Source organism: Microbulbifer sp. YPW1, assembly GCF_013367775.1.
Lineage (GTDB): Bacteria > Pseudomonadota > Gammaproteobacteria > Pseudomonadales > Cellvibrionaceae > Microbulbifer.
The window spans coordinates 644,518-667,895 of sequence record NZ_CP055157.1; the positions used below are offsets into that span (position 1 = coordinate 644,518).

Here is a 23,378-nt window from a genome sequence, read left to right on the forward strand (position 1 = left end):
TCTGCCGTATTACCAGCTGGACTTAACCAGGCCGGGGACATCACCACGCATGGCTGCTTCACGCAGTTTGTTACGGCACAGGCCGAACTTGCGGTAGACAGCGTGGGGGCGACCAGTGATACGGCAGCGGCGCTGCTGACGTACCGGGCTTGCATCGCGCGGCAGTTGTTGCAGCTTGAGCTGAGCCTCCCAACGCTCCTCTTCAGAAGCGTCGGCACTGGCGATGATCGCCTTCAGCTCTTGACGCTTTTCAGCGTACTTAGCTGCGGTTCGAGCGCGCTTGTTCTCGCGCGCAATCATGGATTTCTTCGCCATGGAATCCTCTTAACCCTTAAACGGGAAGTTGAATGCTTTCAGCAGTGCACGACCTTGGTCGTCGTTAGCTGCTGTAGTAGTGATACAAATATCCAGACCGCGGATCTTGTCTACTTTGTCGTAGTCAATTTCCGGGAAGATAATTTGTTCGGTTACACCCATTGAGAAGTTACCACGACCGTCGAACTGCTTCGGGCTAATGCCACGGAAGTCGCGGATACGCGGAATCGCGATACCGATCAGGCGCTCCAGGAACTCATACATGCGCTCACCGCGCAGAGTTACCTTACAGCCAATCGGCCAGCCATCACGGATTTTAAAGCCCGCGATAGACTTACGCGCGTTGGTCACAATGGGTTTTTGACCAGTGATTGCAGTCATGTCATTGACTGCGTGTTCCAGTACCTTCTTATCACCAATGGCTTCACCGACACCCATGTTGACGGTGATTTTGGTGATGCGCGGCACGGACATTACGTTCTCAAGTCCCAGCTCTTCTTTCAGCTTGGACGCGAGTTCTTTGGTATAGAGCTCTTTAAGCCTTGCCATGTTTTCCACCTGACTTATGCGTCAACGGCTTCGCCGCTGGATTTGAAGACGCGAATCTTAGTGCCGTCTTCCAGTACTTTGAAGCCTACCCGGTCAGCTTTCTGGGTATTCGGGTTGAAGATGGCTACGTTGGAAACCTGGATAGCGGCTTCTTTCTCAACAATGCCACCAGCAACGCCCAGCTGGGGGTTCGGTTTCTGGTGCTTTTTGATCATCTGTACACCGGATACGATCAGGCGACCGTCGTTAAGCACCTTACGTACGGTGCCACGCTTGCCTTTGTCGCGACCGGCGATAACGATGACTTCGTCGTCACGCTTGATCTTGCGCATTACTATTCTCCGCTCGTGGCTTAGATAACTTCGGGAGCCAGTGAGATGATCTTCATGAACTTCTCACCGCGCAGCTCGCGAGTTACCGGGCCAAAAATACGGGTGCCGACCGGCGCATGTTGCTGGTTCAGCAGTACCGCTGCGTTATCGTCAAATTTGATCAGGGAGCCGTCCGGGCGACGCACACCTTTTTTGGTGCGAACCACAACCGCGTTCATCACCTGACCTTTTTTCACTTTACCGCGAGGAATTGCTTCCTTAACGGTTACTTTGATGATGTCGCCAACGCCAGCGTAGCGACGGTGGGAGCCGCCCAGCACCTTGATGCACATGACACGGCGAGCCCCACTGTTATCGGCTACTTCTAAGTAGGATTCCGCTTGAATCATCGTTCCTCTCCGAAACTCTTCAATGCGCTAGGGGTTAAACCTTCGCCGCACGCTCTACAATTTTCTGCAAGGACCAGGATTTGCTCTTGGACAGCGGACGAGATTCTTCAATGGTCACAACATCACCGATGCCGCATTCATTGTTTTCGTCGTGTGCTTTGAGCTTGGTGGACTTGCTCACGATTTTGCCGTAGATCGGGTGCTTAACACGGCGCTCGATCAAAACGGTGACGGTTTTATCCATCTTGTCACTCACAACCTTGCCGGTCAGAGTACGCTTCAGTTTTGCTTCAGCCATGATTAATTACCTGCTTTCTCGGTCAACACAGTCTTAATGCGAGCAATGTCGCGACGAGTCTGCTTCAGCAGATGGGTCTGAGTCAGCTGACCGGTGGACTTCTGCATACGCAGCTTGAACTGTGCTTCAAGCTGGCTCAGGAGTTCCTGGTTCAGTTCTTCAACAGACTTTGAGCGTAGATCTGCAGTCTTCATTACATCACCGAACGCTTAACGAAAGTTGTCTTTACAGGCAGCTTGGCTGCCGCGAGCTCAAATGCTTCGCGAGCCAGTTCTTCGGATACGCCTTCCATTTCATAGAGGACTTTACCCGGCTGAATCTGAGCCACCCAGTATTCTACGTTACCCTTACCTTTACCCATACGAACTTCGAGGGGCTTACTGGAAATGGGCTTGTCCGGAAACACACGAATCCAGATCTTACCGCCACGTTTAACGTGACGAGTCATTGCGCGACGAGCCGCTTCGATCTGACGCGCAGTAATGCGTCCACGACCGATGGCCTTGAGGCCGAACTCGCCAAAGCTCACTTTAGAGCCGCGCTGAGAAAGACCGCGGTTGCGACCCTTCTGTACCTTGCGGAATTTTGTACGCTTTGGTTGTAGCATCTGCGCACCCCTTATTTAGCAGCTTTTTTGCGAGTCTTCGCTGGCTTTTCTTCGGGGATTTCGTCACCGATGACTTCGCCTTTGAAGATCCAAACTTTCACACCGATGATGCCGTAGGTAGTACTGGCTTCATAAGTGCCGTAGTCGATGTTGGCACGCAGAGTGTGCAGCGGCACACGGCCTTCACGGTACCATTCAGTACGCGCGATCTCAGCACCGCCGAGACGACCGCCCACTTGAATCTTGATACCTTCAGCGCCCTGGCGCATTGCGTTCTGTACGGCACGCTTCATAGCGCGACGGAACATAACGCGACGCTCCAACTGCTGAGCAACGTTCTGGGCTACCAGAGTGGCATCCAGGTCAGGCTTGCGAACTTCTTCGATGTCGATGTGCACGGGCACACCCATCTGGGAAGTCAGCTCGTTGCGCAGACGCTCTACGTCTTCACCTTTTTTACCGATCACGATGCCCGGACGCGCAGTGTGGATAGTCACACGAGCGGTGTTGGCCGGACGTTCGATCTCGATGCGGCTCACGGAAGCGTGGGCCAGTTTCTTGCGAATGTATTCGCGAACTTTCAGATCCGTGTACAGCTTGTCTGCGTACTCGTCACTGCCGGCATACCAAACGGAGGTATGCTTTTTAACGATACCCAGACGAATGCCGGTAGGATGTACTTTTTGTCCCATGGTTTTCTCGCCTGCTCTCTTATTTCTCGGCTACTTTCACAGTAATGTGACAAGTACGCTTCAGAATACGATCAGCACGACCTTTCGCACGCGGTTTAATGCGCTTCATGGTCATACCCTCATCCACGAAAATTGTGGAAACCTTCAGTTCGTCGACATCGGCACCTTCATTGTGCTCGGCGTTGGCGATGGCAGATTCCAGAACCTTCTTGACGATCGCAGCACCCTTCTTGTGGCTGAAAGCCAGGATATCCAGGGCTTCCTCGACACCTTTGCCGCGAATCTGATCAGCTACCAGACGCGCCTTTTGTGCCGACAGACGAGCACCGCGTAATTTTGCTTGTACTTCCATCTCTATAACCTCGGCTTAGCGCTTCTTCGCTTTCTTATCCGCAGCGTGGCCACGGTAAGTGCGGGTAGCCGCGAATTCGCCCAGCTTGTGACCAACCATTTCTTCGTTGATCAGAACGGGCACGTGTTGACGACCGTTATGAACGGCAATCGTCAGGCCCACCATTTCCGGCATAACCATGGAACGGCGGGACCAGGTTTTAATCGGTCGACGATCATTTTTCTCAATCGCCGCCTCCACCTTCTTGATCAAATGCAGATCAATAAAGGGACCTTTCTTTAATGAGCGTGGCACTGTCGATTCCTCTCTAGCAGCTCAGACATCGCGCGCGGCTTACTTGCCGCGACGACGTACAATCATGTTGTCGGTGCGCTTGTTCTTACGCGTTTTCTTACCCTTGGTCGGAACACCCCAAGGCGTCACAGGGTGACGACCACCAGAGGTACGACCTTCACCACCACCGTGCGGGTGGTCTACCGGGTTCATCGCCACACCGCGAACGGTAGGACGAACACCGCGCCAGCGTTTGGCACCTGCTTTACCCAGCTTGCGCAGGCTGTGCTCGGAGTTGCTCACTTCACCCAGGGTGGCGCGGCACTCGGACAGAACCCGACGCATTTCGCCAGAACGCAGACGGATAGTCGCGTACTGACCTTCACGGGCAACCAGCTGTACAGAGGCACCGGCAGAGCGGGCCAGCTGAGCACCTTTACCAGGCTTCAGCTCGATGGCGTGAATCACGGAACCAACCGGGATGTTGCGCAGCGGCAAAGTGTTACCCACTTTGATCGGCGCAGCGTCGCCGGACTGGACCTTGTCACCAGCTTTCAAGTGCTTCGGTGCAAGAATGTAACGGCGCTCACCGTCGGCGTAGCAAACCAGAGCGATATGCGCGCTGCGGTTCGGATCGTATTCCAGGCGCTCAACGGTGGCCGGAATGCCATCCTTGTTACGCTTGAAATCCACTACGCGGTAGTGATGCTTGTGACCACCACCGATATGACGGGTAGTGATGCGACCGTTGTTGTTACGACCACCGGACTTGGACTTCTTCTCCAGCAGCGGCGCGTAAGGTGCACCCTTGTGCAGGTCGGAATTAACAACCTTTACTAGGTGACGACGGCCAGCAGAGGTCGGTTTTGTCTTTACAATTGCCATTGTAACTTTCCCCTTTACTCAGCAGCTTCAAAGTTGATGTCGCTGCCTTCGGCCAGGCGAACGTAGGCTTTTTTCCAGTCGTTACGCTGGCCCATGCCGTAGCGAGTACGTTTGGTTTTGCCTTTTACGTTCACGGTGCGAACCTGCTCAACAGAAACATTGAACAGCTTCTCTACCGCGGCCTTGATCTCGGCTTTGGACGCGTCGGTGGTGACCTTGAACACTACCTGGTTGGCGGCATCCGCCAGCACAGCAGCTTTCTCGGAAATTACCGGACCCAGCAGTACTTTGTAGATTCGCTCTTGGTTCATCCCAGCACCTCATCAATTTTCTTCAGTGCAGAAACGGTAACCACGACCTTGTCAAAGCGAATCAGGCTTACCGGATCGATACCCTGGACATCGCGAACATCGATCTTGTGCAGGTTGCGCGCGGCCAGGTAGAGGTTTTCATTAACCTCTTCGGTCACGATCAGCGCTTCTGCCAGATCGTACTGGGCAAGCTTGGTTACCAGCTGCTTGGTTTTCGGCGCTTCCACGTCGAAAGACTCAACAACAACCAGACGCTCCTGACGAGCCAGCTCAGAGAGAATGCAGCGCAGTGCAGCGCGGTACATTTTCTTGTTCAGCTTGACGCTGTGATCGCGCGGTTCAGCGGCGAAAGTTACGCCACCGGAGCGCCACAGCGGGCTGCGGATAGTACCGGCGCGAGCACGGCCAGTACCTTTCTGGCGCCAAGGCTTCTTGCCGCCACCGGAAACCGCAGAGCGGTTCTTCTGGGCCTTGGTGCCCTGGCGCGCGCCAGCCATGTAGGCGACGACGGCCTGGTGTACCAGGTCCTGGTTGAATTCACGACCGAAAGCCACTTCAGAGACAGCTACAGTGCCTTTGGCGCCTTCGGGAGTAGCGATATTCAGTTCCATATCTAATTACCCTCAGACTTAGGCTTTCACAGCCGGACGAACGATCACGTTGCCACCCGGAGCTCCGGGAACAGCGCCTTTTACCAGCAGCAGGTTGCGCTCGGCATCCACACGAACCACTTCCAGGTTTTGCGTGGTAACACGCTCAGCACCCATGTGACCGGCCATCTTCTTGCCTTTCCACACACGACCAGGGGTCTGGCACTGACCGATAGAACCGGGTGCGCGGTGAGACAGGGAGTTACCGTGGGTAGCGTCTTGCATGCGGAAGTTCCAGCGCTTAATACCGCCCTGAAATCCTTTACCTTTGGAAGTGCCGGTTACGTCAATCTTCTGACCAGCTTCGAAGCTAGCAACAGTGATTTCAGAACCGATTTCGAAGGACTCTTCAGAACCGTCAGTACGCAGTTCGAAAAGAGCAGAGCCAGCCTCTGTGTTGGCTTTGGCGAAGTGGCCCGCTTGGGGCTTGGAGACACGGGAAGCCTTACGAGCACCCACAGTTACCTGCACTGCGGAGTAGCCGTCAGTTTCCTGAGTTTTCACCTGAGTGACGCGATTGGGAGCTACCTCGATAACAGTTACCGGGATAGACGCGCCATCTTCAGTGAAGATGCGAGTCATGCCGCTCTTGCGGCCGACAATACCTATAGTCATCTTTTCAACCTCTCAGTGCACGGGGCTTTAACCCACTGCGGCCGCCCAATTTCAGAGCGTTACACTACCCGAACCTTTTTCGTTCGGGATTCGGTAGTTAATTTGAAGTGTTAGCCGAGACTAATCTGAACCTCAACACCTGCCGCCAGATCGAGCTTCATCAGCGCGTCAACGGTTTTCTCGGTGGGCTCAACAATGTCCAGCAAACGCTTGTGAGTACGGATTTCATACTGGTCGCGCGCGTCTTTGTTGACGTGCGGAGAGATCAGTACGGTGTACTTCTCTTTACGAGTCGGCAGCGGAATGGGACCGCGAACCTGAGCGCCAGTGCGCTTGGCCGTCTCGACGATCTCCTGAGTAGACGTGTCGATCAGCTTGTGATCAAACGCCTTCAGGCGAATTCGGATGCGTTGACCCTGCATGGAATCAAACTCCAGTTATAAAGCTAAAGAACGTCCTTTTGCACAGCCCCGAGGGCGGGCGAAAAGGAGCGCGAAGTCTACGGGTGATTTTTTGGCCTGTCAACTCCACAGTGAAAACAAAGTTTGCACGGGCACGCCAAATAGCACCGGCGCGAAACTAAACTGAGGTATAAGCCGAAAAGCGCCATACAGGAGGGGCAAATCATGACTATTGCCAGCACTGTCAGTCAGTACCTGACTGACCATTCAATTCAGTATCGGGTCATCCCCCACGAGCACAGCGCTACCAACCGGGAAAGCGCACACAAAGCCAATGTTCGCGAAGACCGGGTCGCCAAGGCCATCATGCTCAAGGATGAACGCGGTACGGTGATGACCATCATCCCCGCAAGCAGCAGCCTGGACATGCGCGCCGTACACGAGGAGACCGGCCGCAACCATCTGGAAATGATGGACGAGAGCGAATTCCAGCAACACTTTTCTGACTGTGAGGTCGGCGCCCTGCCCCCGCTGGGCCCAGCCTACGGGATTACCACCCTGGTGGACAGCGGCCTGGACGACCGGGACACCCTCTACCTCGAGTCCGGGGACCACGAGTCACTGATCGCAATGGATGGCCGCGACTTCGACCAGCTCATGTCAGGCAGCAGACACTGCAACCTGACCCGAGACTGGATTTAAAGTCACCGGCCTTACGGGCGGCCATAAAAAAAGCCGCAGTGTTTCCACTGCGGCCTTTTCGTGCTTAAAACCAGGACTAAAAATTAGTCGAGGATTTTAGCTACAACGCCAGCACCAACGGTACGGCCACCTTCGCGGATGGCGAAGCGCAGGCCTTCTTCCATGGCGATCGGCGCGATCAGCTCAACTTTCATCTGAATGTTGTCGCCCGGCATTACCATTTCGGTGCCTTCCGGCAGCTCAACCGCACCAGTTACGTCGGTGGTACGGAAGTAGAACTGCGGACGGTAGCCTTTGAAGAACGGGGTGTGACGACCACCTTCGTCCTTGGACAGGATGTACACCTCACCTTCGAACTTGGTGTGCGGGGTGATGGAACCCGGCTTCGCCAGGACCTGACCACGCTCAACTTCGTCACGCTTGGTGCCACGCAGCAGTGCGCCGATGTTCTCACCAGCACGACCTTCGTCGAGCAGCTTGCGGAACATTTCAACACCGGTACAGGTGGTCTTGGTGGTCTCTTTGATACCAACGATTTCGATTTCGTCGCCGGTATTGATGATGCCACGCTCAACACGACCAGTTACCACGGTACCACGGCCAGAGATGGAGAATACGTCTTCGATCGGCATCAGGAACGGCATGTCTACTGCACGCTCCGGCTCCGGGATGTACTCGTCCAGGGTTTCTACCAGCTTCTTAACAGCGGTAGTACCCAGCTCATCACCGTCTTCACCGTTCAGCGCCATCAGAGCGGAACCAGCAATGATCGGAGTGTCGTCGCCCGGGAATTCGTACTGGTCCAGCAGCTCGCGCAGCTCCATTTCAACCAGTTCCATCATCTCGGCGTATTCTTCAGAACCAACACCGCCACAGTCTTCTGCCAGCAGGTCAGCCTTGTTCAGGAACACAACGATGTAAGGTACACCTACCTGACGAGACAGCAGGATGTGTTCGCGAGTCTGGGGCATAGGGCCGTCAGTCGCACCACATACCAGGATAGCGCCGTCCATCTGAGCAGCACCGGTGATCATGTTTTTAACGTAGTCGGCGTGGCCCGGGCAGTCTACGTGCGCGTAGTGACGGGTCGGGGACTCGTATTCAACGTGAGAGGTAGCGATGGTGATACCACGCTCACGCTCTTCCGGTGCATTGTCGATACCGTCGAAAGCAACGGCTGCGCCGCCCCATACTTCCGCACATACGCGAGTCAGCGCAGCGGTCAGGGTGGTTTTACCGTGGTCAACGTGACCGATGGTGCCCACGTTTACGTGGGGCTTGGAACGTTCAAACTTTTCTTTTCCCATTTTCAATATCCTCTAGCTAAAAGAAGTTAGGAAATTAGCCTTTGTTTTTCGCGATGATTTCGTCAGCGACGTTTTTCGGCGCTTCAGCGTACTTCAGGAATTCCATGGTGTAGGTCGCACGGCCCTGGGTAGCAGAACGCAGGTCAGTGGCGTAACCGAACATTTCGGCCAGCGGCACTTCAGCGTTGACAACCTTACCAGAAGCACTGTCTTCCATACCCTGGATCAGACCACGACGACGGTTGAGGTCACCCACAACGTCACCCATGTTTTCTTCCGGGGTAACTACTTCCACTTTCATCATCGGCTCGAGCAGAACCGCGCCGCCGACCTGAGCCAGCTTCTTGGTTGCCATGGAACCAGCGATCTTGAACGCCATTTCATTGGAGTCCACATCGTGGAAGGAGCCGTCGTACAGGGTAGCCTTCAGGCCCAGCAGCGGGTAGCCAGCCAGAACACCATTCTGCATCTGCTCTTCGATACCCTTCTGTACCGCAGGAATGTATTCCTTCGGTACCACACCACCAACGATGGCGTTTTCGAATTCCAGACCTTCCTGGGACTCGTCTTCTGCCGGCTCGAACTTCACCCATACGTGACCGTACTGACCGCGACCACCGGACTGGCGAACGAACTTGCCTTCGATCTCAGAGGTGTTGCGGATAGTTTCACGATAGGCCACCTGCGGCTTACCGATGTTGGCTTCAACGTTGAATTCGCGACGCATGCGGTCAACGATGATGTCCAGGTGTAGCTCACCCATACCGGAGATGATGGTCTGGCCAGTCTCTTCGTCGGTTTTAACGCGGAAAGAGGGGTCTTCCTGAGCCAGTTTGCCCAGGGCAATACCCATCTTTTCCTGGTCCGGCTTGGACTTCGGCTCTACCGCCACGGAGATTACCGGCTCAGGGAATTCCATGCGTTCGAGAACAATCTTGGCGTCTTCGGCGCACAGAGTGTCACCAGTGGTCACATCCTTCAAGCCGATAGCCGCAGCGATGTCGCCCGCCAGTACTTCCTTGATCTCTTTACGGTCGTTGGAGTGCATCTGCACCATACGGCCAACGCGTTCTTTCTTCATTTTCACGGAGTTGTATACCGCGGTGCCGCTTTCCAGCTTACCGGAGTACACGCGGAAGAAAGTCAGAGTACCAACGAACGGGTCGGTAGCGATCTTGAACGCCAGAGCAGCGAACGGCGCATTGTCGTCAGCCTTACGGGTTTCAACGGTTTCACCGTCGTCCAGAGTACCTTCAATCGCCTTAACTTCGGTAGGCGCAGGCAGGTATTCAATAACCGCGTCCAGCATGGCCTGTACGCCCTTGTTCTTGAACGCAGAGCCGCCCAGAACCGGTACGATTTCGTTGGCCAGGGTACGCTGACGGATGGCTGCCTTGATCTCTTCTTCGGTCAGCTCACCCTCTTCCAGGTACTTCTCCATCAGCTCTTCGTTGGCTTCCGCCGCCGCTTCCACCAGGAACTCGCGCATTTCTTCGCACTCGTCCTGCAGCTCAGCCGGGATGTCGGCGTAGTCGAAAGTCATACCCATGTCTTCTTCGTTCCACAGGATGGCTTTCATCTTGACCAGGTCGACAACACCCTTGAACTCGTCTTCTGCGCCAATGGTCATCTGCAGAGGTACTGCAGTGGCGTTCAGACGGGTTTTCAGCTGGCCGACAACCTTACGGAAGTCTGCACCGGCGCGGTCCATTTTGTTGACGAATACCATGCGTGGTACTTCGTACTTGTTGGCCTGACGCCATACGGTTTCGGTCTGCGGCTGCACACCGGAAGAGCCACACAGAACAACAACAGCGCCGTCCAGTACACGCAGGGAACGCTCCACCTCAATGGTGAAGTCAACGTGTCCGGGGGTGTCGATGATGTTTACGCGATGCTGCGGGAACTGTTGCTGCATACCAGCCCAGAAACAGGTGGTCGCTGCAGAGGTGATGGTGATACCACGCTCCTGCTCCTGCTCCATCCAGTCCATGGTTGCGGCACCCTCGTGCACCTCACCAATTTTGTGGGACAGACCGGTGTAGAACAGTACGCGCTCGGTAGTCGTGGTTTTACCGGCGTCTACGTGGGCGCAGATACCGATATTGCGATAGCGTTCGATAGGCGTTTTACGTGCCACAGTTGTATCCTCGATATAACGGCAAAAGGCAGCTGGGCACGAGTTTAAAAACTGGCCCTGCTGCCTTTCGGTTTTAATTTCCGATGTGGGTATTCATCAGACTTAGAAGCGCCACTATCTTAGAAACGATAGTGGGAGAACGCTTTGTTGGCTTCCGCCATACGATGCACGTCTTCACGCTTCTTGACCGCGCCGCCCTTGTTCTGGGAAGCATCGATCATTTCATTGGCCAGACGCTGGGCCATGGACTTCTCACCGCGCTTACGGGAGAAATCTACCAGCCAGCGCATTGCCAGCGCGGTACGACGTGCGGGACGCACTTCTACCGGCACCTGGTAGGTAGCACCACCAACACGACGGGACTTAACTTCCACCATCGGGGCGATGTTTTCCAGGGACTCTTCAAAAACTTCAATCGGATCTTTGTTCAGCTTTTCTGAAACCAGATCCAGTGCACCGTAAACGATGCTCTCTGCCACAGACTTCTTACCAGAGATCATGACATGGTTCATGAACTTGGCCAGAGTCACGTTCCCGAACTTGGGATCGGGCAGCACTTCGCGCTTGGCGACTACTCGTCTTCTTGGCATGGGATTGCCTCTCTTCAGGGTTACTCTGAGACGCCGCCTGATTCACTAAAAATAGTAACTACAAATCGGCGAGCTCAGCCTTACTCCGGTTATTCGTTAAACCGAAACGCAAATTGACCTATGGGAATTAACCCTTAGGACGCTTGGCACCGTACTTGGAACGGCCCTGCTTGCGATCGTTTACGCCGGCACAGTCAAGTGCACCGCGTACAGTGTGGTAGCGCACACCCGGCAGGTCTTTTACACGACCGCCGCGAATCAGCACCACGCTGTGCTCCTGCAGGTTGTGGCCTTCACCGCCGATGTACGAAGTTACTTCGTAACCGTTGGTCAGGCGCACACGACAAACTTTACGCAGTGCGGAGTTCGGCTTCTTCGGTGTAGTGGTATACACACGAGTACAAACTCCACGGCGCTGCGGGCTAGCTTGCAGTGCAGGCACGTCGCTTTTTTCAACTTTGCGTTTTCTCGGCTTACGAACCAACTGGTTGATCGTTGCCATTAAAAATCACTCCAAAATAAAACGCCCCCACCTTTACAGCAGCGGGGGCCTATCGTCAGTGCGCGATTTCCGCCCGGCCCATGGACCATGAACCAATCGGCAATCGCACCCCATTAGCGGGGGCCGCATTCTATAAGGGCGACAACCCCGAGTCAATCACCTGCCGAAGTAAATACTTACCCCAGCAGGCAATTGCGATCCGGAACTGACCGGTGATGCCTGCTCCGCAAGCAAGAACCGCCGGTCAGACTACTCCGTTCTGTCGACCTTACTCCCCGGAAGATTTCAGGGCTTCGGTCAGTGCAGCTTCCACCTCTTCTGCAGAAGGACCCTCGGCATAGCCCTGGGTCAACTGCTGGGTGCGTCTGCGCTTGCGCTCTGCGTGGTAGGCGAGGCCGGTACCGGCCGGGATCAGACGACCCACTACCACGTTTTCCTTCAGGCCGCGCAGGCTGTCTTCCTTGCCGGTTACTGCCGCTTCGGTCAGTACACGGGTGGTCTCCTGGAAGGAGGCCGCAGACAGGAAGGACTCGGTCGCCAGAGACGCTTTGGTGATACCCAGCAGCAGGCGCTCGAACTGCGCAGGCTGCTTGCCTTCGGCACGCAGACGCTCGTTCTCTTCAACAACGCGCTGGTATTCCACCTGATCGCCCTTGATGAACTCGGAGTCACCCATCTCGAGGATCTCAACTTTACGCAGCATCTGACGCACGATGGTCTCAATGTGCTTATCGTTGATGCCTACACCCTGGAGACGGTAAACCTCCTGGATCTCGTTGGTGATGTAGCGCGCCAGTTCCTCCACGCCCTTGAGGCGCAGAATGTCGTGCGGGTTGGACGGGCCATCGGAGATAACCTCGCCCTTTTCTACGGTTTCACCTTCGAACACGGTCAGCTGGCGGTGCTTCGGAATCAGTACTTCGTAGTGATCCTTGCCATTGGCCAGCGGCTTGCCGTCTTTCGGGGTGATCTGCAGACGAACCTTGCCCTTGGTCTCTTTACCGAAGGAAACGGTACCGGAGATCTCCGCCAGGATGGACGGTTCTTTCGGCTTACGCGCTTCAAACAGGTCGGCAACCCGCGGCAGACCACCGGTAATATCCTTGGTACCGCCGGATTCCTGCGGAATACGTGCGACGATATCACCCACGTTCACCTTGTCGCTGTCCTTCAGGCTGAGGATTGCCCGCGGCGGCAGTGCGTAGTGTGCCGGCGCGTTGGAGTTGGCCAGGGTCAGCTCTTCACCGTTCTCGTCCACCAGGGTTACCGCCGGACGCAGGTCTTTACCTGCCGCCGGACGTTCTGCCGGGTCGATGACCTCGATAGAGGACAGACCGGTAATCTCGTCGGTCTGCTTACGGATAGAGAGGCCGTCTTCCATACCGGACAGCTTCACCCAACCGGCAACTTCGGTAATGATCGGGTGGGTGTGCGGATCCCACTTGGCCACGATCTGGCCACCATCAATGGTAGAACCTTCGTCGACGCTGATCACAGCACCGTAAGGTAGCTTGTAACGCTCGCGTTCACGACCGGCGGGGTCCGCTACTGCCAGCTCACCGGAGCGCGAAACCGCTACCAGGTTGCCGCTTTCGGTTTTAACCGTCTTCACATTGTGCAGACGCACGGTACCAGGCTGTTTCACCTGAATGCTGTCTGCAGCAGAGGCGCGGCTCGCCGCACCACCGATGTGGAAGGTACGCATGGTCAGCTGGGTACCCGGCTCACCGATGGACTGGGCAGCCACAACACCCACGGACTCACCCGGGTTGGCGCGGTGGCCACGGGCCAGGTCTCGGCCGTAACACTGGGCACAAATGCCGTGGGCGGTTTCACAGGAAATCGCGGAACGGACGATCACTTCGTCGATACCCATACCTTCGATGCGCTCGACCCAGGCTTCGTCGATCATGGTACCAGCCGGTACGGCAATCTCGTCGCTGCCAGGCTTGGTCACGTCGCGCGCCACAACACGGCCGAGGATACGGTCACCCAGGGACTCGATGACGTCACCGCCTTCGATCACCGGCGCCATGGTCAGGCCGTCGTCGGTGCCACAGTCGATCTCGGTAATTACCACGTCCTGCGCCACGTCTACCAGACGACGGGTCAGGTAACCGGAGTTCGCAGTTTTCAGTGCGGTATCCGCCAGACCTTTACGAGCACCGTGGGTCGAGATGAAGTACTGCAGTACGCTCAGACCTTCACGGAAGTTCGCAGTAATGGCGTTTTCGATAATGGAGCCGTCCGGACGCGCCATCAGACCACGCATACCTGCCAGCTGACGAATCTGCGCCTCGGAACCACGAGCGCCGGAGTCCGCGTACATGTAGACAGAGTTAAAGGAGTCCTGCTCGGTCTCTTTACCTTCGCGATCGATTACCGGCTCTTTCTTGATACCGGCCATCATCGCCTGGGTCACCTTGTCATTGGTGCGGGACCAAACGTCGATGACCTTATTGTATTTCTCACCCGCGGTAACCAGACCGGATGCGAACTGGGTTTCGATCTCTTTCACTTCCTCTTCCGCGGAAGCGATCAGGTCGGCCTTGGCCGCCGGGATCTCGAAGTCGTTCACACCGATGGAGGAGCCGGACTTGGTGGAGAAGTCGAAACCGGTGTACATCAGCTGGTCAGCAAAGATGACGGTCGCCTTCAGGCCCACTTTACGGTAGCACTCGTTCAGAACGCGGGAGATCGCCTTCTTCTTCATCGGCTGGTTGACGTATTCGAACGGCAGGCCTTCCGGCACGATGTTCCACAGCAGCGCACGACCGACAGTGGTGTCGTAAATAGTGCGGGTAACCTGCTTCTCACCGTCTTCGCCGATGGAGGTCTCGTCGATACGCACCTTGATCTTCGCCTGCAGGCCTACCTGCTTGGCGTAGAAGGCGCGGCTGACTTCCTTGATATCGGAGAAGGACATGCCCTCACCTTTATCGTTCACGCGCTCACGGGTCATCCAGTACAGACCCAGTACAACGTCCTGGGACGGTACGATGATCGGCTCACCATTGGCGGGCGACAGGATGTTGTTGGTGGACATCATCAGCGCGCGGGATTCCAGCTGCGCTTCGATGGTCAGCGGTACGTGTACCGCCATCTGGTCACCGTCGAAGTCGGCGTTGTACGCCGCACACACCAGCGGATGCAGCTGGATCGCTTTACCTTCAATCAGCACCGGCTCGAATGCCTGGATACCCAGACGGTGCAGGGTCGGTGCACGGTTCAGCAGTACCGGGTGCTCGCGGATCACCTCATCGAGGATGTCCCACACCACCGCTTCTTCGCGCTCGACCATTTTCTTGGCCGCCTTGATGGTGGTGGCCAGACCGCGGGTTTCCAGCTTGCCGAAAATGAACGGCTTGAACAGCTCGAGGGCCATTTTCTTGGGCAGTCCACACTGGTGCAGGCGCAGGGTCGGACCAACCACGATCACGGAACGACCGGAGTAGTCCACACGCTTACCCAGCAGGTTCTGGCGGAAACGACCCTGCTTACCCTTGATCATGTCGGCCAGGGACTTCAGCGGACGCTTGTTGGAACCGGTGATGGCGCGGCCGCGACGGCCGTTGTCCAGCAGGGCGTCAACAGATTCCTGCAGCATACGCTTTTCGTTGCGCACGATGATGTCCGGCGCGTTCAGCTCGAGCAGGCGCTTCAGACGGTTGTTACGGTTGATCACCCGGCGGTACAGATCGTTCAGGTCAGAGGTCGCAAAGCGGCCGCCGTCCAGGGGTACCAGCGGACGCAGATCCGGCGGCAGAACCGGCAGAGCCTGCATGATCATCCACTCCGGCTTGTTGCCGGACTTGTAGAAGGCTTCCAGCAGCTTAAGACGCTTGGACAGCTTCTTGATCTTGGTCTCGGAGTTGGTCGCCGGGATCTCTTCGCGCAGACGCTGGATTTCGGACGGCAGCTCGATGTCGTTCATCAGCTCCTGGATGGCTTCCGCACCCATCTTGGCTTCGAACTCGTCAGCGAACTCTTCCATTGCTTCGAAGTACTGCTCGTCGTTCAGCAGCTGGCCGCGCTCCAGGGTAGTCATACCCGGATCGGTAACCACATAGGATTCGAAGTACAGCACGCGCTCGATATCGCGCAGGGTCATGTCCAGCAGCAAGCCGATACGGGACGGCAGGGACTTCAGGAACCAGATGTGCGCAACCGGGCTCGCCAGCTCGATGTGGCCCATGCGCTCACGACGCACCTTGGCCTTGGTCACTTCTACACCGCACTTTTCACAGATGATGCCGCGGTGCTTCATGCGCTTGTACTTGCCGCACAGACACTCGTAGTCTTTTACCGGGCCAAAGATCTTGGCACAGAACAGACCTTCACGCTCCGGCTTGAAGGTACGGTAGTTAATGGTCTCCGGCTTTTTCACTTCGCCGTAGGACCAGGAACGGATCATTTCTGGCGAAGCCAGACCGATACGGATCGCGTCAAATTCTTCCAGCTGCTCCTGGGCTTTCACCAGGTTTAACAAATCTTTCAAGGCCTTTCCTCCACTAGGGGGTAGTCAACCCGGCCAACTGCTTCTGGGGCCGGGAGCGCCGGCGGTGTTTTACAACCGCCGGCCTCTGTCTACTAAATCCGATTGTTACCAGTCTTATTCGTTTTCCAGCTCGAAGTTCATACCCAGCGAGCGGATTTCCTTGACCAGTACGTTGAAGGATTCGGGCATGCCCGGCTCCATGCGGTGGTCGCCATCCACGATGTTCTTGTACATCTTGGTACGACCTTCAACGTCATCGGATTTGACCGTGAGCATTTCCTGCAGGGTGTAAGCGGCACCGTATGCTTCCAGTGCCCACACTTCCATCTCACCGAAACGCTGACCACCGAACTGCGCCTTACCACCCAGCGGCTGCTGGGTAACCAGGCTGTAGGAACCGGTAGAACGCGCGTGCATCTTGTCGTCTACCAGGTGGTTCAGCTTCAGCATGTACATGTAGCCCACAGTAACCGGACGCTCAAAGGCGTCACCAGTACGGCCGTCGTACAGCGTGATCTGGCCGGAATCCGGGATGTCCGCGAGACGCAGCAGCTTCTTGATCTCGGGCTCTTCGGCACCGTCGAACACCGGAGTCGCCATGGGTACACCGCGACGCAGGTTTTCGGACATCGCCATCACTTCCTGGTCAGACAGCTCGTCCAGCTCTTCCTTGTTGCCGCCGGTGGAGTTGTAGACCTCTTCCAGGAACCCGCGAACTTTCGCCGCTTCCTGCTTCTCCTTGATCATGCGATCAATCTTCACACCGAGGCCCTTGGCGGCCATACCCAGGTGCATTTCCAGAACCTGACCCACGTTCATACGGGACGGTACACCCAGCGGGTTGAGAACCACATCTACCGGCTCACCGTTCTCATCGTACGGCATGTCTTCGACAGGCTTGATCACGGAGATCACACCTTTGTTACCGTGACGACCGGCCATCTTGTCACCGGGCTGGATGCGACGCTTGATCGCCAGGTATACCTTGACGATCTTCAGCACGCCCGGCGCCAGGTCGTCGCCAGATTCCAGTTTCTTCTTCTTGTCTTCAAACTGCTCGTCGAGCAGCTTGCGACGCTCTTTCAGCTGGGCTTCGGCCTTTTCCAGCTGCTCGTTCAGGCTCTCTTCCGCCATGCGCAGCTTGAACCAGTCTTCGCGCGGCAGGCCGGCCAGGACTTCAGCGTTCAGCACATCGCCTTTCTTAACGCCCTTGCCGCCGGCGACCTTCTGGCCGTCCAGTGCCGCAGCCAGACGCTCAAAGGTTGCGCCTTCTACGATGCGGTATTCCTCGTTGAGGTCCTTGCGGACTTCGTCGAGCTGGGCTTTTTCGATCGCCAGGGAGCGCTGGTCCTTCTGCAGACCGTCGCGGGTGAAGACCTGTACGTCGATCACGGTACCGCGAGTGCCGGACGGCGCACGCAGGGAGGTGTCTTTAACGTCAGACGCCTTCTCACCGAAGATTGCACGCAGCAGTTTTTCTTCCGGGGTTAGCTGGGCTTCGCCTTTCGGAGTTACCTTGCCTACCAGGATATCGCCGGCGCCCACTTCCGCACCGATGTACACGATGCCGGACTCATCCAGCTTGTTCAGCGCAGATTCGCCCACGTTGGGGATATCCGCGGTGATTTCCTCACTGCCCAGCTTGGTGTCACGGGCAATACAGGTCAGTTCCTGAATGTGGATGGTGGTAAAGCGGTCTTCCTGTACAACGCGCTCGGATACGAGGATGGAGTCCTCGAAGTTGTAGCCGTTCCAGGGCATGAACGCGATGCGCATGTTCTGGCCCAGCGCCAGCTCACCCAAGTCAACGGACGGGCCGTCAGCCAGGATGTCGCCGCGCGCAACCACGTCACCGGTCTTCACGATCGGGCGCTGGTTGATACAGGTGTTCTGGTTGGAGCGGGTGTACTTGGTCAGACCATACAGATCCACACCCGCATCACCGGCTTCTACTTCGTCGTCATGTACCCGCACAACCACACGGCTGGCGTCGACACGCTCGATCACACCACCGCGCTTCGCTACGACACATACGCCGGAGTCGCGCGCTACGGTGCGCTCCATGCCAGTGCCCACCAGCGGCTTTTCAGCGCGCAGGGTCGGAACCGCCTGGCGCTGCATGTTCGAGCCCATGAGTGCGCGGTTGGCGTCATCGTGTTCGAGGAACGGAATCATCGCCGCAGCCACAGAGACCACCTGACGGGCGGACACGTCCATATACTGGATTTCGTCCGGAGTCTTCAGGGTGAACTCGTACTGGTAACGCACGCTGACCAGGTCATCGGTAAAGCGACCGTTTTCGTCCACAGCTGCGGACGCCTGTGCAACCACGAAGTTGGCTTCGTTGATCGCAGACAGGTATTCGATTTGGTCCGTCACCTGACCGTCGACAACCTTGCGGTACGGGCTCTCGAGGAAACCGTAGTGGTTAGCGCGGGCATAAGTGGCCAGGGAGTTGATCAGACCGATGTTCGGACCTTCCGGCGTCTCAATCGGACATACGCGACCGTAGTGAGTCGGGTGTACGTCGCGCACCTCAAAGCCGGCACGTTCGCGGGTCAGACCGCCCGGGCCCAGTGCAGAGACACGGCGCTTGTGGGTAACTTCCGACAGCGGGTTGTTCTGGTCCATAAACTGGGACAGCTGGGAGGAGCCAAAGAACTCCTTCACCGCAGCGGCTACCGGCTTGGCGTTGATCAGATCCTGCGGCATCAGGCCTTCGGATTCCGCCATGGACAGGCGCTCTTTAACCGCGCGCTCTACCCGCACCAGGCCCACACGGAACTGGTTTTCAGCCATTTCGCCCACAGAACGCACACGACGGTTACCCAGGTGGTCGATATCGTCCACCATGCCGCGGCCGTTGCGGATCTCGATGAGGGTCTTGAGCACGTCGACGATGTCTTCTTTGCTCAGGGTGCCCTGACCGGTCTCGTCTTCACGACCCAGGCGACGGTTGAACTTCATGCGGCCAACAGCGGACAGATCGTAACGCTCGTCGGAGAAGAACAGGTTCTCGAACAGGGATTCCGCAGATTCCTTGGTGGGCGGCTCGCCCGGGCGCATCATGCGGTAGATCTCGACCAGTGCTTCCAGCTGGGTGCGAGACGGATCTGCACGCAGGGTATCGGAAATAAACGGACCGCAGTCCAGGTCGTTGGTGTAAAGGGTCTCGAAATTCTTGACGTTCAGGATGCGCAGCTTGGCAACCACTTCGTCGGTGATTTCGGTATTACACTCCACCGCCACTTCGCCGGTGGAATCATCGATGATGTCGTTCGCCAGAACGCGACCATTCAGGTAGGTCAGCGGAGCTTCAAGCTTCTCTACACCGGCCTTTTCCAACTGGCGGATATGACGCGGGGTAATACGGCGACCTTCCTCAACAATGACCTTGCCGCTGCCGTCCTTGATATCGAAGGAAGCAACATCACCGCGCAGGCGCGATGGGATCAGGTCGAGGCTGACAGTGTCGTCATTCAGGGTGAACTTGCTGGTGTCGAAGAACATTTCCAGCATTTCCTGGGAGGCGAAACCCAGGGCGCGCAGCAGAATGGTCGCAGGCAGTTTGCGGCGACGGTCGATACGCACGTATACGAGGTCTTTCGGGTCGAACTCGAAGTCGAGCCAGGAACCGCGGTAAGGAATCACCCGCGCGGCGTACAGCAGCTTGCCGGAAGAGTGAGTCTTGCCTTTGTCGTGATCGAAGAATACACCCGGGGAGCGGTGCAGCTGGGATACGATTACACGTTCAGTACCGTTAATAACAAAGGTACCGTTTTCAGTCATGAGCGGAATTTCGCCCATGTAGACTTCCTGCTCCTTGATGTCCTTGATGGACTTATTCGCAGATTCTTTATCGTAAATAATCAGGCGAACGCGAACCCGCAGCGGGCAGGCATAAGTCACGCCGCGCAGGGTACATTCCTTGACATCGAAGGCAGGTTTGCCGAGGGTGTAGCTAACGTACTCCAGTGCGGCGTTGCCAGAGTAACTGACAATTGGAAATACAGACTTGAACGCCGCCTGCAAGCCCATGTCCAGGCGCTCATCCGGGCGCGTGTCGGCCTGAGTAAATTTGCGATACGAGTCCAACTGTATCGCAAGCAGGAAAGGCACATCCATGACCTTAGGCAGCTTGCCAAAATCCTTGCGGATACGTTTTTTCTCAGTGTATGAGTAAGCCATTCATATTCCCCAGCTTGATCGGTGACAAGACTTCATCAGAACTGCGGTCAGTTATCTGACGATACGCAGTCCATCCGGGCGAGAAGTCTCTGCACATTGCGCTACGCTTAAAACAGGTGGTTAAAAACTGCACCGCCCTGTGCGCAAACCTCTCGATTTTTCTGCCGTTTGCTGCTTTCGAGGCGCTTCCCTTTGGCGGGAAAAAGCCCTATGCCGCAAACGGCAAAAAGGCCGGCGGACAAATGTCCACCAGCCTTGCCGTCAGTGGTTGATTACGCAGCCACTGACGGTGGTGTGTAGATCTGAATTACTTCAGTTCTACGGTAGCGCCAGCTTCTTCCAGCTCTTTCTTCGCTGCTTCGGCTTCGTCTTTGGACACGCCTTCTTTCAGCGGGCTCGGAGCGCCGTCTACCAGAGCTTTGGCTTCTTTCAGGCCCAGACCAGTGATGCCGCGAACAGCTTTGATCACGTTCACTTTCTTGTCGCCAGCAGAGGCCAGGATTACGTCGAACTCGTCCTTTTCTTCTGCAGCAGCTTCGCCGCCAGCCGGTCCAGCCATAACAGCAGCAGCTGCGGTTACGCCGAACTTCTCTTCCATAGCTTCGATCAGCTCAACAACGTCCTTAACAGACATTTCAGCGATCGCATTGATGATATCTTCTTTAGTCAGAGACATGAGTTAGTACCTGATTTCGTGTGAGCAGGAAACTGCTCGTAATTTCTTTAAAAGTTGAAAACTGCCATTTCGCCTCAGCGAAACAGTTACGCAGCTTCCTGCTCTTTTTGGTCGCGAACGGCCGCTATAGTGCGAACCAGTTTGCCAGCAGAGGCTTCTTTCATGCAGCTCATCAGCTTCGCGATTGCTTCATCGTAAGTCGGCAGGCTTGCCAACAGAGCGATGTCAGTCGCTACGCCTTCGAAGGCGGCACCTTTCAGCTCCAGCTTGTCATTGCCCTTAGCGAACTCTTTCAGGATGCGCGCGCCGGCACCCGGGTGTTCGTTAGAGAAAGCAATGATGCTGGGACCGACGAAGTTCTCAATGAGACATTCGAATTCGGTACCGGCCAGAGCGCGACGCGCCAGAGTATTGCGGACGACTTTCAACCAAACGCCGTTCTCGCGAGCCTCTTTGCGCAGGGCAGTCATGTCGTTCACGGTAACGCCGCGGGAATCCGCAACCACCGCCGACAGAGCACCCTCAGCAGCCTGCTGGACTTCCGCGACAATCGCTTTCTTGTCTACGAGTCCAATAGCCATAGTGTCACTCCTGGATTTGAATGAAGGCCGGGAACTACATGTAACCCCGGCCCGTTCCGGTGCTTAAAGCTCAAATCCAGTAAAAATACTGGTTTGGGCACACCGTCTGCGTAGGCTCGATCTCTTAACTGGTCAATCTGACCAGAGATCTGGATTAAGCGGCGGGCATTTAAACCTCAAACACCCGCCGCACCTACGGTCTTTGACGACCCACCTACCCGCTTGCGCGTTGGTGGACCCCAAAGTTCTTTTTACTGAACGTTGTCAATTTTCAGAGAATTGAATTCTCGGAAAATTATTTAACGTCCAGAGAAGCCTGGTCGATGGTCAGACCCGGGCCCATGGTAGTGCTCAGGGTGATCTTCTTCAGATACACGCCTTTCGCGGAAGCCGGCTTGGCCTTTTTCAGGTCAGCTACCAGCGCTTCCAGGTTTTCCTTCAGCAGGTTTGCGTCGAACGCCACCTTGCCGATACCACCGTGGATGATGCCGCCTTTGTCAGCGCGGAAACGCACCTGACCAGCCTTGGCATTTTTAACGGCAGTAGCAACGTCCGGGGTAACGGTACCGGTTTTCGGGTTCGGCATCAGGCCACGCGGACCGAGGATCTGGCCCAGCTGGCCAACAACGCGCATGGCGTCCGGAGAAGCCACAACCACGTCGAAATCCATCTTGCCAGCTTTAACTTCAGCAGCCAGCTCGTCCATACCTACCAGGTCGGCGCCAGCTTCTTTAGCGGCGTCGGCATTGGCACCCTGGGTAAATACGGCAACGCGTACTTCTTTACCGGTACCGTGCGGCAGAGTGGTCGCGCCACGTACAGCCTGGTCGGATTTACGCGGGTCGATACCCAGGTTGATGGCAGCATCAACAGTTTCCGCGAACTTGACGTTGGAAAACTCTTTCAGCAGCGCAACAGCTTCATCGATGCCGTATGCTTTGCCAGCTTCAATTTTTTCAGCGATAGCACGCTGACGCTTGGTCAATTTAGCCACTTACACACCCTCCACTTCGATACCGGCACTGCGGGCGGAACCAGCGATGGTGCGCACCGCTGCATCCATATCGGATGCAGTCAGGTCTGCCTTCTTCATTTCCACGATCTCTTCGATCTGAGCGCGGGTCACTTTGCCCACTTTCTCAGTGTTCGGGCGGCCGGAACCGCTCTTGATCTTGGCAGCCTTGCGCAGCAGAACTGCGGCGGGCGGAGATTTCATGATGAAGGTGAAGGAGCGATCGCTGTATACAGAGATCACTACCGGTACCGGCAGGCCCGGCTCCAGGCTCTGAGTCTGTGCGTTGAACGCCTTACAGAACTCCATGATGTTCACGCCGTGCTGACCCAGTGCAGGACCAACGGGCGGACTCGGGTTGGCCTGACCGGCCTTCACTTGCAGCTTGATGTAAGCTTCAATTTTCTTAGCCATTACAGCTTCCTCTTTAACTGGGTATTAGCGCCTGCGCTGTACACTTTTACAAACATGCAACGCTCAGCTCCCCTGTTTACCCCGGACACCGCTCGACAC

The 23,378-nt window shown here is 56.2% G+C and carries 26 protein-coding genes; 1 reads left to right on the top strand and 25 read right to left on the bottom strand.

The features are described from left to right. Positions 1 to 9: 9 nt before the first annotated feature. The 15 genes from rpsN to rpsJ form a co-directional block, all read right to left on the bottom strand. A complete protein-coding gene (rpsN, locus tag HUW35_RS02755; RefSeq protein ID WP_161859413.1) occupies positions 10 to 315 on the bottom strand; it encodes a 30S ribosomal protein S14 in 306 nt (101 codons plus the stop codon). Between the two features lie 9 nt (positions 316 to 324). Continuing rightward, entirely contained in the window at positions 325 to 864 is a 540-nt protein-coding gene (rplE, locus tag HUW35_RS02760) for a 50S ribosomal protein L5 (RefSeq protein ID WP_181254163.1), read from the bottom strand. Between the two features lie 14 nt (positions 865 to 878). Then, the gene (gene rplX / locus HUW35_RS02765; RefSeq protein WP_010133836.1) at positions 879 to 1,196 is read right to left on the bottom strand and encodes a 50S ribosomal protein L24; all 318 of its coding nucleotides are present in this window, start codon (positions 1,194 to 1,196) and stop codon (positions 879 to 881) included. 20 nt (positions 1,197 to 1,216) lie between these two features. Further along, on the bottom strand, positions 1,217 to 1,585 hold the full coding sequence (gene rplN, locus HUW35_RS02770; RefSeq protein WP_078084425.1) for a 50S ribosomal protein L14: 369 nt from the start codon (positions 1,583 to 1,585) through the stop codon (positions 1,217 to 1,219). A 34-nt stretch (positions 1,586 to 1,619) separates the two neighbouring features. After that, entirely contained in the window at positions 1,620 to 1,883 is a 264-nt protein-coding gene (rpsQ, locus tag HUW35_RS02775) for a 30S ribosomal protein S17 (protein ID WP_181254164.1), read from the bottom strand. 2 nt (positions 1,884 to 1,885) lie between these two features. After that, the gene (gene rpmC, locus HUW35_RS02780) at positions 1,886 to 2,077 is read right to left on the bottom strand and encodes a 50S ribosomal protein L29 (protein WP_043320803.1); all 192 of its coding nucleotides are present in this window, start codon (positions 2,075 to 2,077) and stop codon (positions 1,886 to 1,888) included. After that, a complete protein-coding gene (gene rplP, locus HUW35_RS02785; RefSeq protein ID WP_066967193.1) occupies positions 2,077 to 2,490 on the bottom strand; it encodes a 50S ribosomal protein L16 in 414 nt (137 codons plus the stop codon). The genes rpmC and rplP overlap by 1 nt, the downstream gene beginning before the upstream one ends. An 11-nt stretch (positions 2,491 to 2,501) precedes the next feature. Then, positions 2,502 to 3,182 carry a 30S ribosomal protein S3 gene (rpsC, locus tag HUW35_RS02790; RefSeq protein WP_078084423.1) on the bottom strand — a complete coding sequence of 227 codons (681 nt, stop codon included), beginning with the start codon at positions 3,180 to 3,182 and terminating at the stop codon, positions 2,502 to 2,504. Positions 3,183 to 3,201: 19 nt separating this feature from the next. Next, a complete protein-coding gene (gene rplV / locus HUW35_RS02795; RefSeq protein ID WP_043320801.1) occupies positions 3,202 to 3,534 on the bottom strand; it encodes a 50S ribosomal protein L22 in 333 nt (110 codons plus the stop codon). Between the two features lie 15 nt (positions 3,535 to 3,549). After that, complete coding sequence (rpsS, locus tag HUW35_RS02800; RefSeq protein ID WP_078084421.1) at positions 3,550 to 3,828, bottom strand: 30S ribosomal protein S19; 279 nt, start codon at positions 3,826 to 3,828, stop codon at positions 3,550 to 3,552. 39 nt (positions 3,829 to 3,867) lie between these two features. Continuing rightward, positions 3,868 to 4,692 carry a 50S ribosomal protein L2 gene (rplB, locus tag HUW35_RS02805; protein ID WP_078084420.1) on the bottom strand — a complete coding sequence of 275 codons (825 nt, stop codon included), beginning with the start codon at positions 4,690 to 4,692 and terminating at the stop codon, positions 3,868 to 3,870. A gap of 14 nt (positions 4,693 to 4,706) precedes the next feature. Then, positions 4,707 to 5,003 (bottom strand): 50S ribosomal protein L23, encoded by a 297-nt coding sequence (rplW, locus tag HUW35_RS02810; RefSeq protein WP_078084419.1) that lies wholly within the window; start codon positions 5,001 to 5,003, stop codon positions 4,707 to 4,709. After that, the gene (gene rplD / locus HUW35_RS02815; RefSeq protein WP_181254165.1) at positions 5,000 to 5,614 is read right to left on the bottom strand and encodes a 50S ribosomal protein L4; all 615 of its coding nucleotides are present in this window, start codon (positions 5,612 to 5,614) and stop codon (positions 5,000 to 5,002) included. The genes rplW and rplD overlap by 4 nt, the downstream gene beginning before the upstream one ends. Before the next feature lie 18 nt (positions 5,615 to 5,632). Next, positions 5,633 to 6,268 (bottom strand): 50S ribosomal protein L3, encoded by a 636-nt coding sequence (gene rplC, locus HUW35_RS02820; protein ID WP_078084417.1) that lies wholly within the window; start codon positions 6,266 to 6,268, stop codon positions 5,633 to 5,635. Positions 6,269 to 6,378: 110 nt separating this feature from the next. Continuing rightward, a complete protein-coding gene (gene rpsJ, locus HUW35_RS02825) occupies positions 6,379 to 6,690 on the bottom strand; it encodes a 30S ribosomal protein S10 (RefSeq protein ID WP_066967210.1) in 312 nt (103 codons plus the stop codon). A gap of 204 nt (positions 6,691 to 6,894) precedes the next feature. Here rpsJ and HUW35_RS02830 point away from each other — a divergent pair, with 204 nt between their 5' ends. Continuing rightward, positions 6,895 to 7,371 carry an aminoacyl-tRNA deacylase gene (locus tag HUW35_RS02830; RefSeq protein WP_181254166.1) on the top strand — a complete coding sequence of 159 codons (477 nt, stop codon included), beginning with the start codon at positions 6,895 to 6,897 and terminating at the stop codon, positions 7,369 to 7,371. A gap of 83 nt (positions 7,372 to 7,454) precedes the next feature. Here HUW35_RS02830 and tuf read toward each other — a convergent pair whose 3' ends face one another. From tuf to rplK, 10 genes are all read right to left on the bottom strand, one after another. Continuing rightward, entirely contained in the window at positions 7,455 to 8,678 is a 1,224-nt protein-coding gene (gene tuf, locus HUW35_RS02835) for an elongation factor Tu (protein ID WP_181254167.1), read from the bottom strand. A 34-nt stretch (positions 8,679 to 8,712) separates the two neighbouring features. Next, a complete protein-coding gene (gene fusA, locus HUW35_RS02840) occupies positions 8,713 to 10,818 on the bottom strand; it encodes an elongation factor G (RefSeq protein ID WP_181254168.1) in 2,106 nt (701 codons plus the stop codon). Between the two features lie 119 nt (positions 10,819 to 10,937). Beyond that, positions 10,938 to 11,408 carry a 30S ribosomal protein S7 gene (gene rpsG / locus HUW35_RS02845; RefSeq protein WP_066967219.1) on the bottom strand — a complete coding sequence of 157 codons (471 nt, stop codon included), beginning with the start codon at positions 11,406 to 11,408 and terminating at the stop codon, positions 10,938 to 10,940. A gap of 127 nt (positions 11,409 to 11,535) precedes the next feature. Continuing rightward, a complete protein-coding gene (gene rpsL, locus HUW35_RS02850; protein WP_067150990.1) occupies positions 11,536 to 11,910 on the bottom strand; it encodes a 30S ribosomal protein S12 in 375 nt (124 codons plus the stop codon). 268 nt (positions 11,911 to 12,178) lie between these two features. Further along, entirely contained in the window at positions 12,179 to 16,408 is a 4,230-nt protein-coding gene (gene rpoC, locus HUW35_RS02855) for a DNA-directed RNA polymerase subunit beta' (protein WP_181254169.1), read from the bottom strand. A 114-nt stretch (positions 16,409 to 16,522) separates the two neighbouring features. Then, complete coding sequence (gene rpoB, locus HUW35_RS02860) at positions 16,523 to 20,596, bottom strand: DNA-directed RNA polymerase subunit beta (protein WP_181254170.1); 4,074 nt, start codon at positions 20,594 to 20,596, stop codon at positions 16,523 to 16,525. 307 nt (positions 20,597 to 20,903) lie between these two features. After that, positions 20,904 to 21,272: a 50S ribosomal protein L7/L12 gene (gene rplL / locus HUW35_RS02865; RefSeq protein ID WP_078083379.1), complete on the bottom strand. Its 369-nt coding sequence runs from the start codon at positions 21,270 to 21,272 to the stop codon at positions 20,904 to 20,906. An 86-nt stretch (positions 21,273 to 21,358) separates the two neighbouring features. After that, positions 21,359 to 21,853 carry a 50S ribosomal protein L10 gene (gene rplJ / locus HUW35_RS02870; protein ID WP_078083380.1) on the bottom strand — a complete coding sequence of 165 codons (495 nt, stop codon included), beginning with the start codon at positions 21,851 to 21,853 and terminating at the stop codon, positions 21,359 to 21,361. Between the two features lie 295 nt (positions 21,854 to 22,148). Beyond that, positions 22,149 to 22,847, bottom strand: coding sequence for a 50S ribosomal protein L1 (rplA, locus tag HUW35_RS02875; RefSeq protein ID WP_066967239.1), 699 nt, complete (start codon positions 22,845 to 22,847; stop codon positions 22,149 to 22,151). Next, positions 22,848 to 23,279 carry a 50S ribosomal protein L11 gene (gene rplK, locus HUW35_RS02880; RefSeq protein ID WP_078083381.1) on the bottom strand — a complete coding sequence of 144 codons (432 nt, stop codon included), beginning with the start codon at positions 23,277 to 23,279 and terminating at the stop codon, positions 22,848 to 22,850. Positions 23,280 to 23,378: the final 99 nt, after the last annotated feature.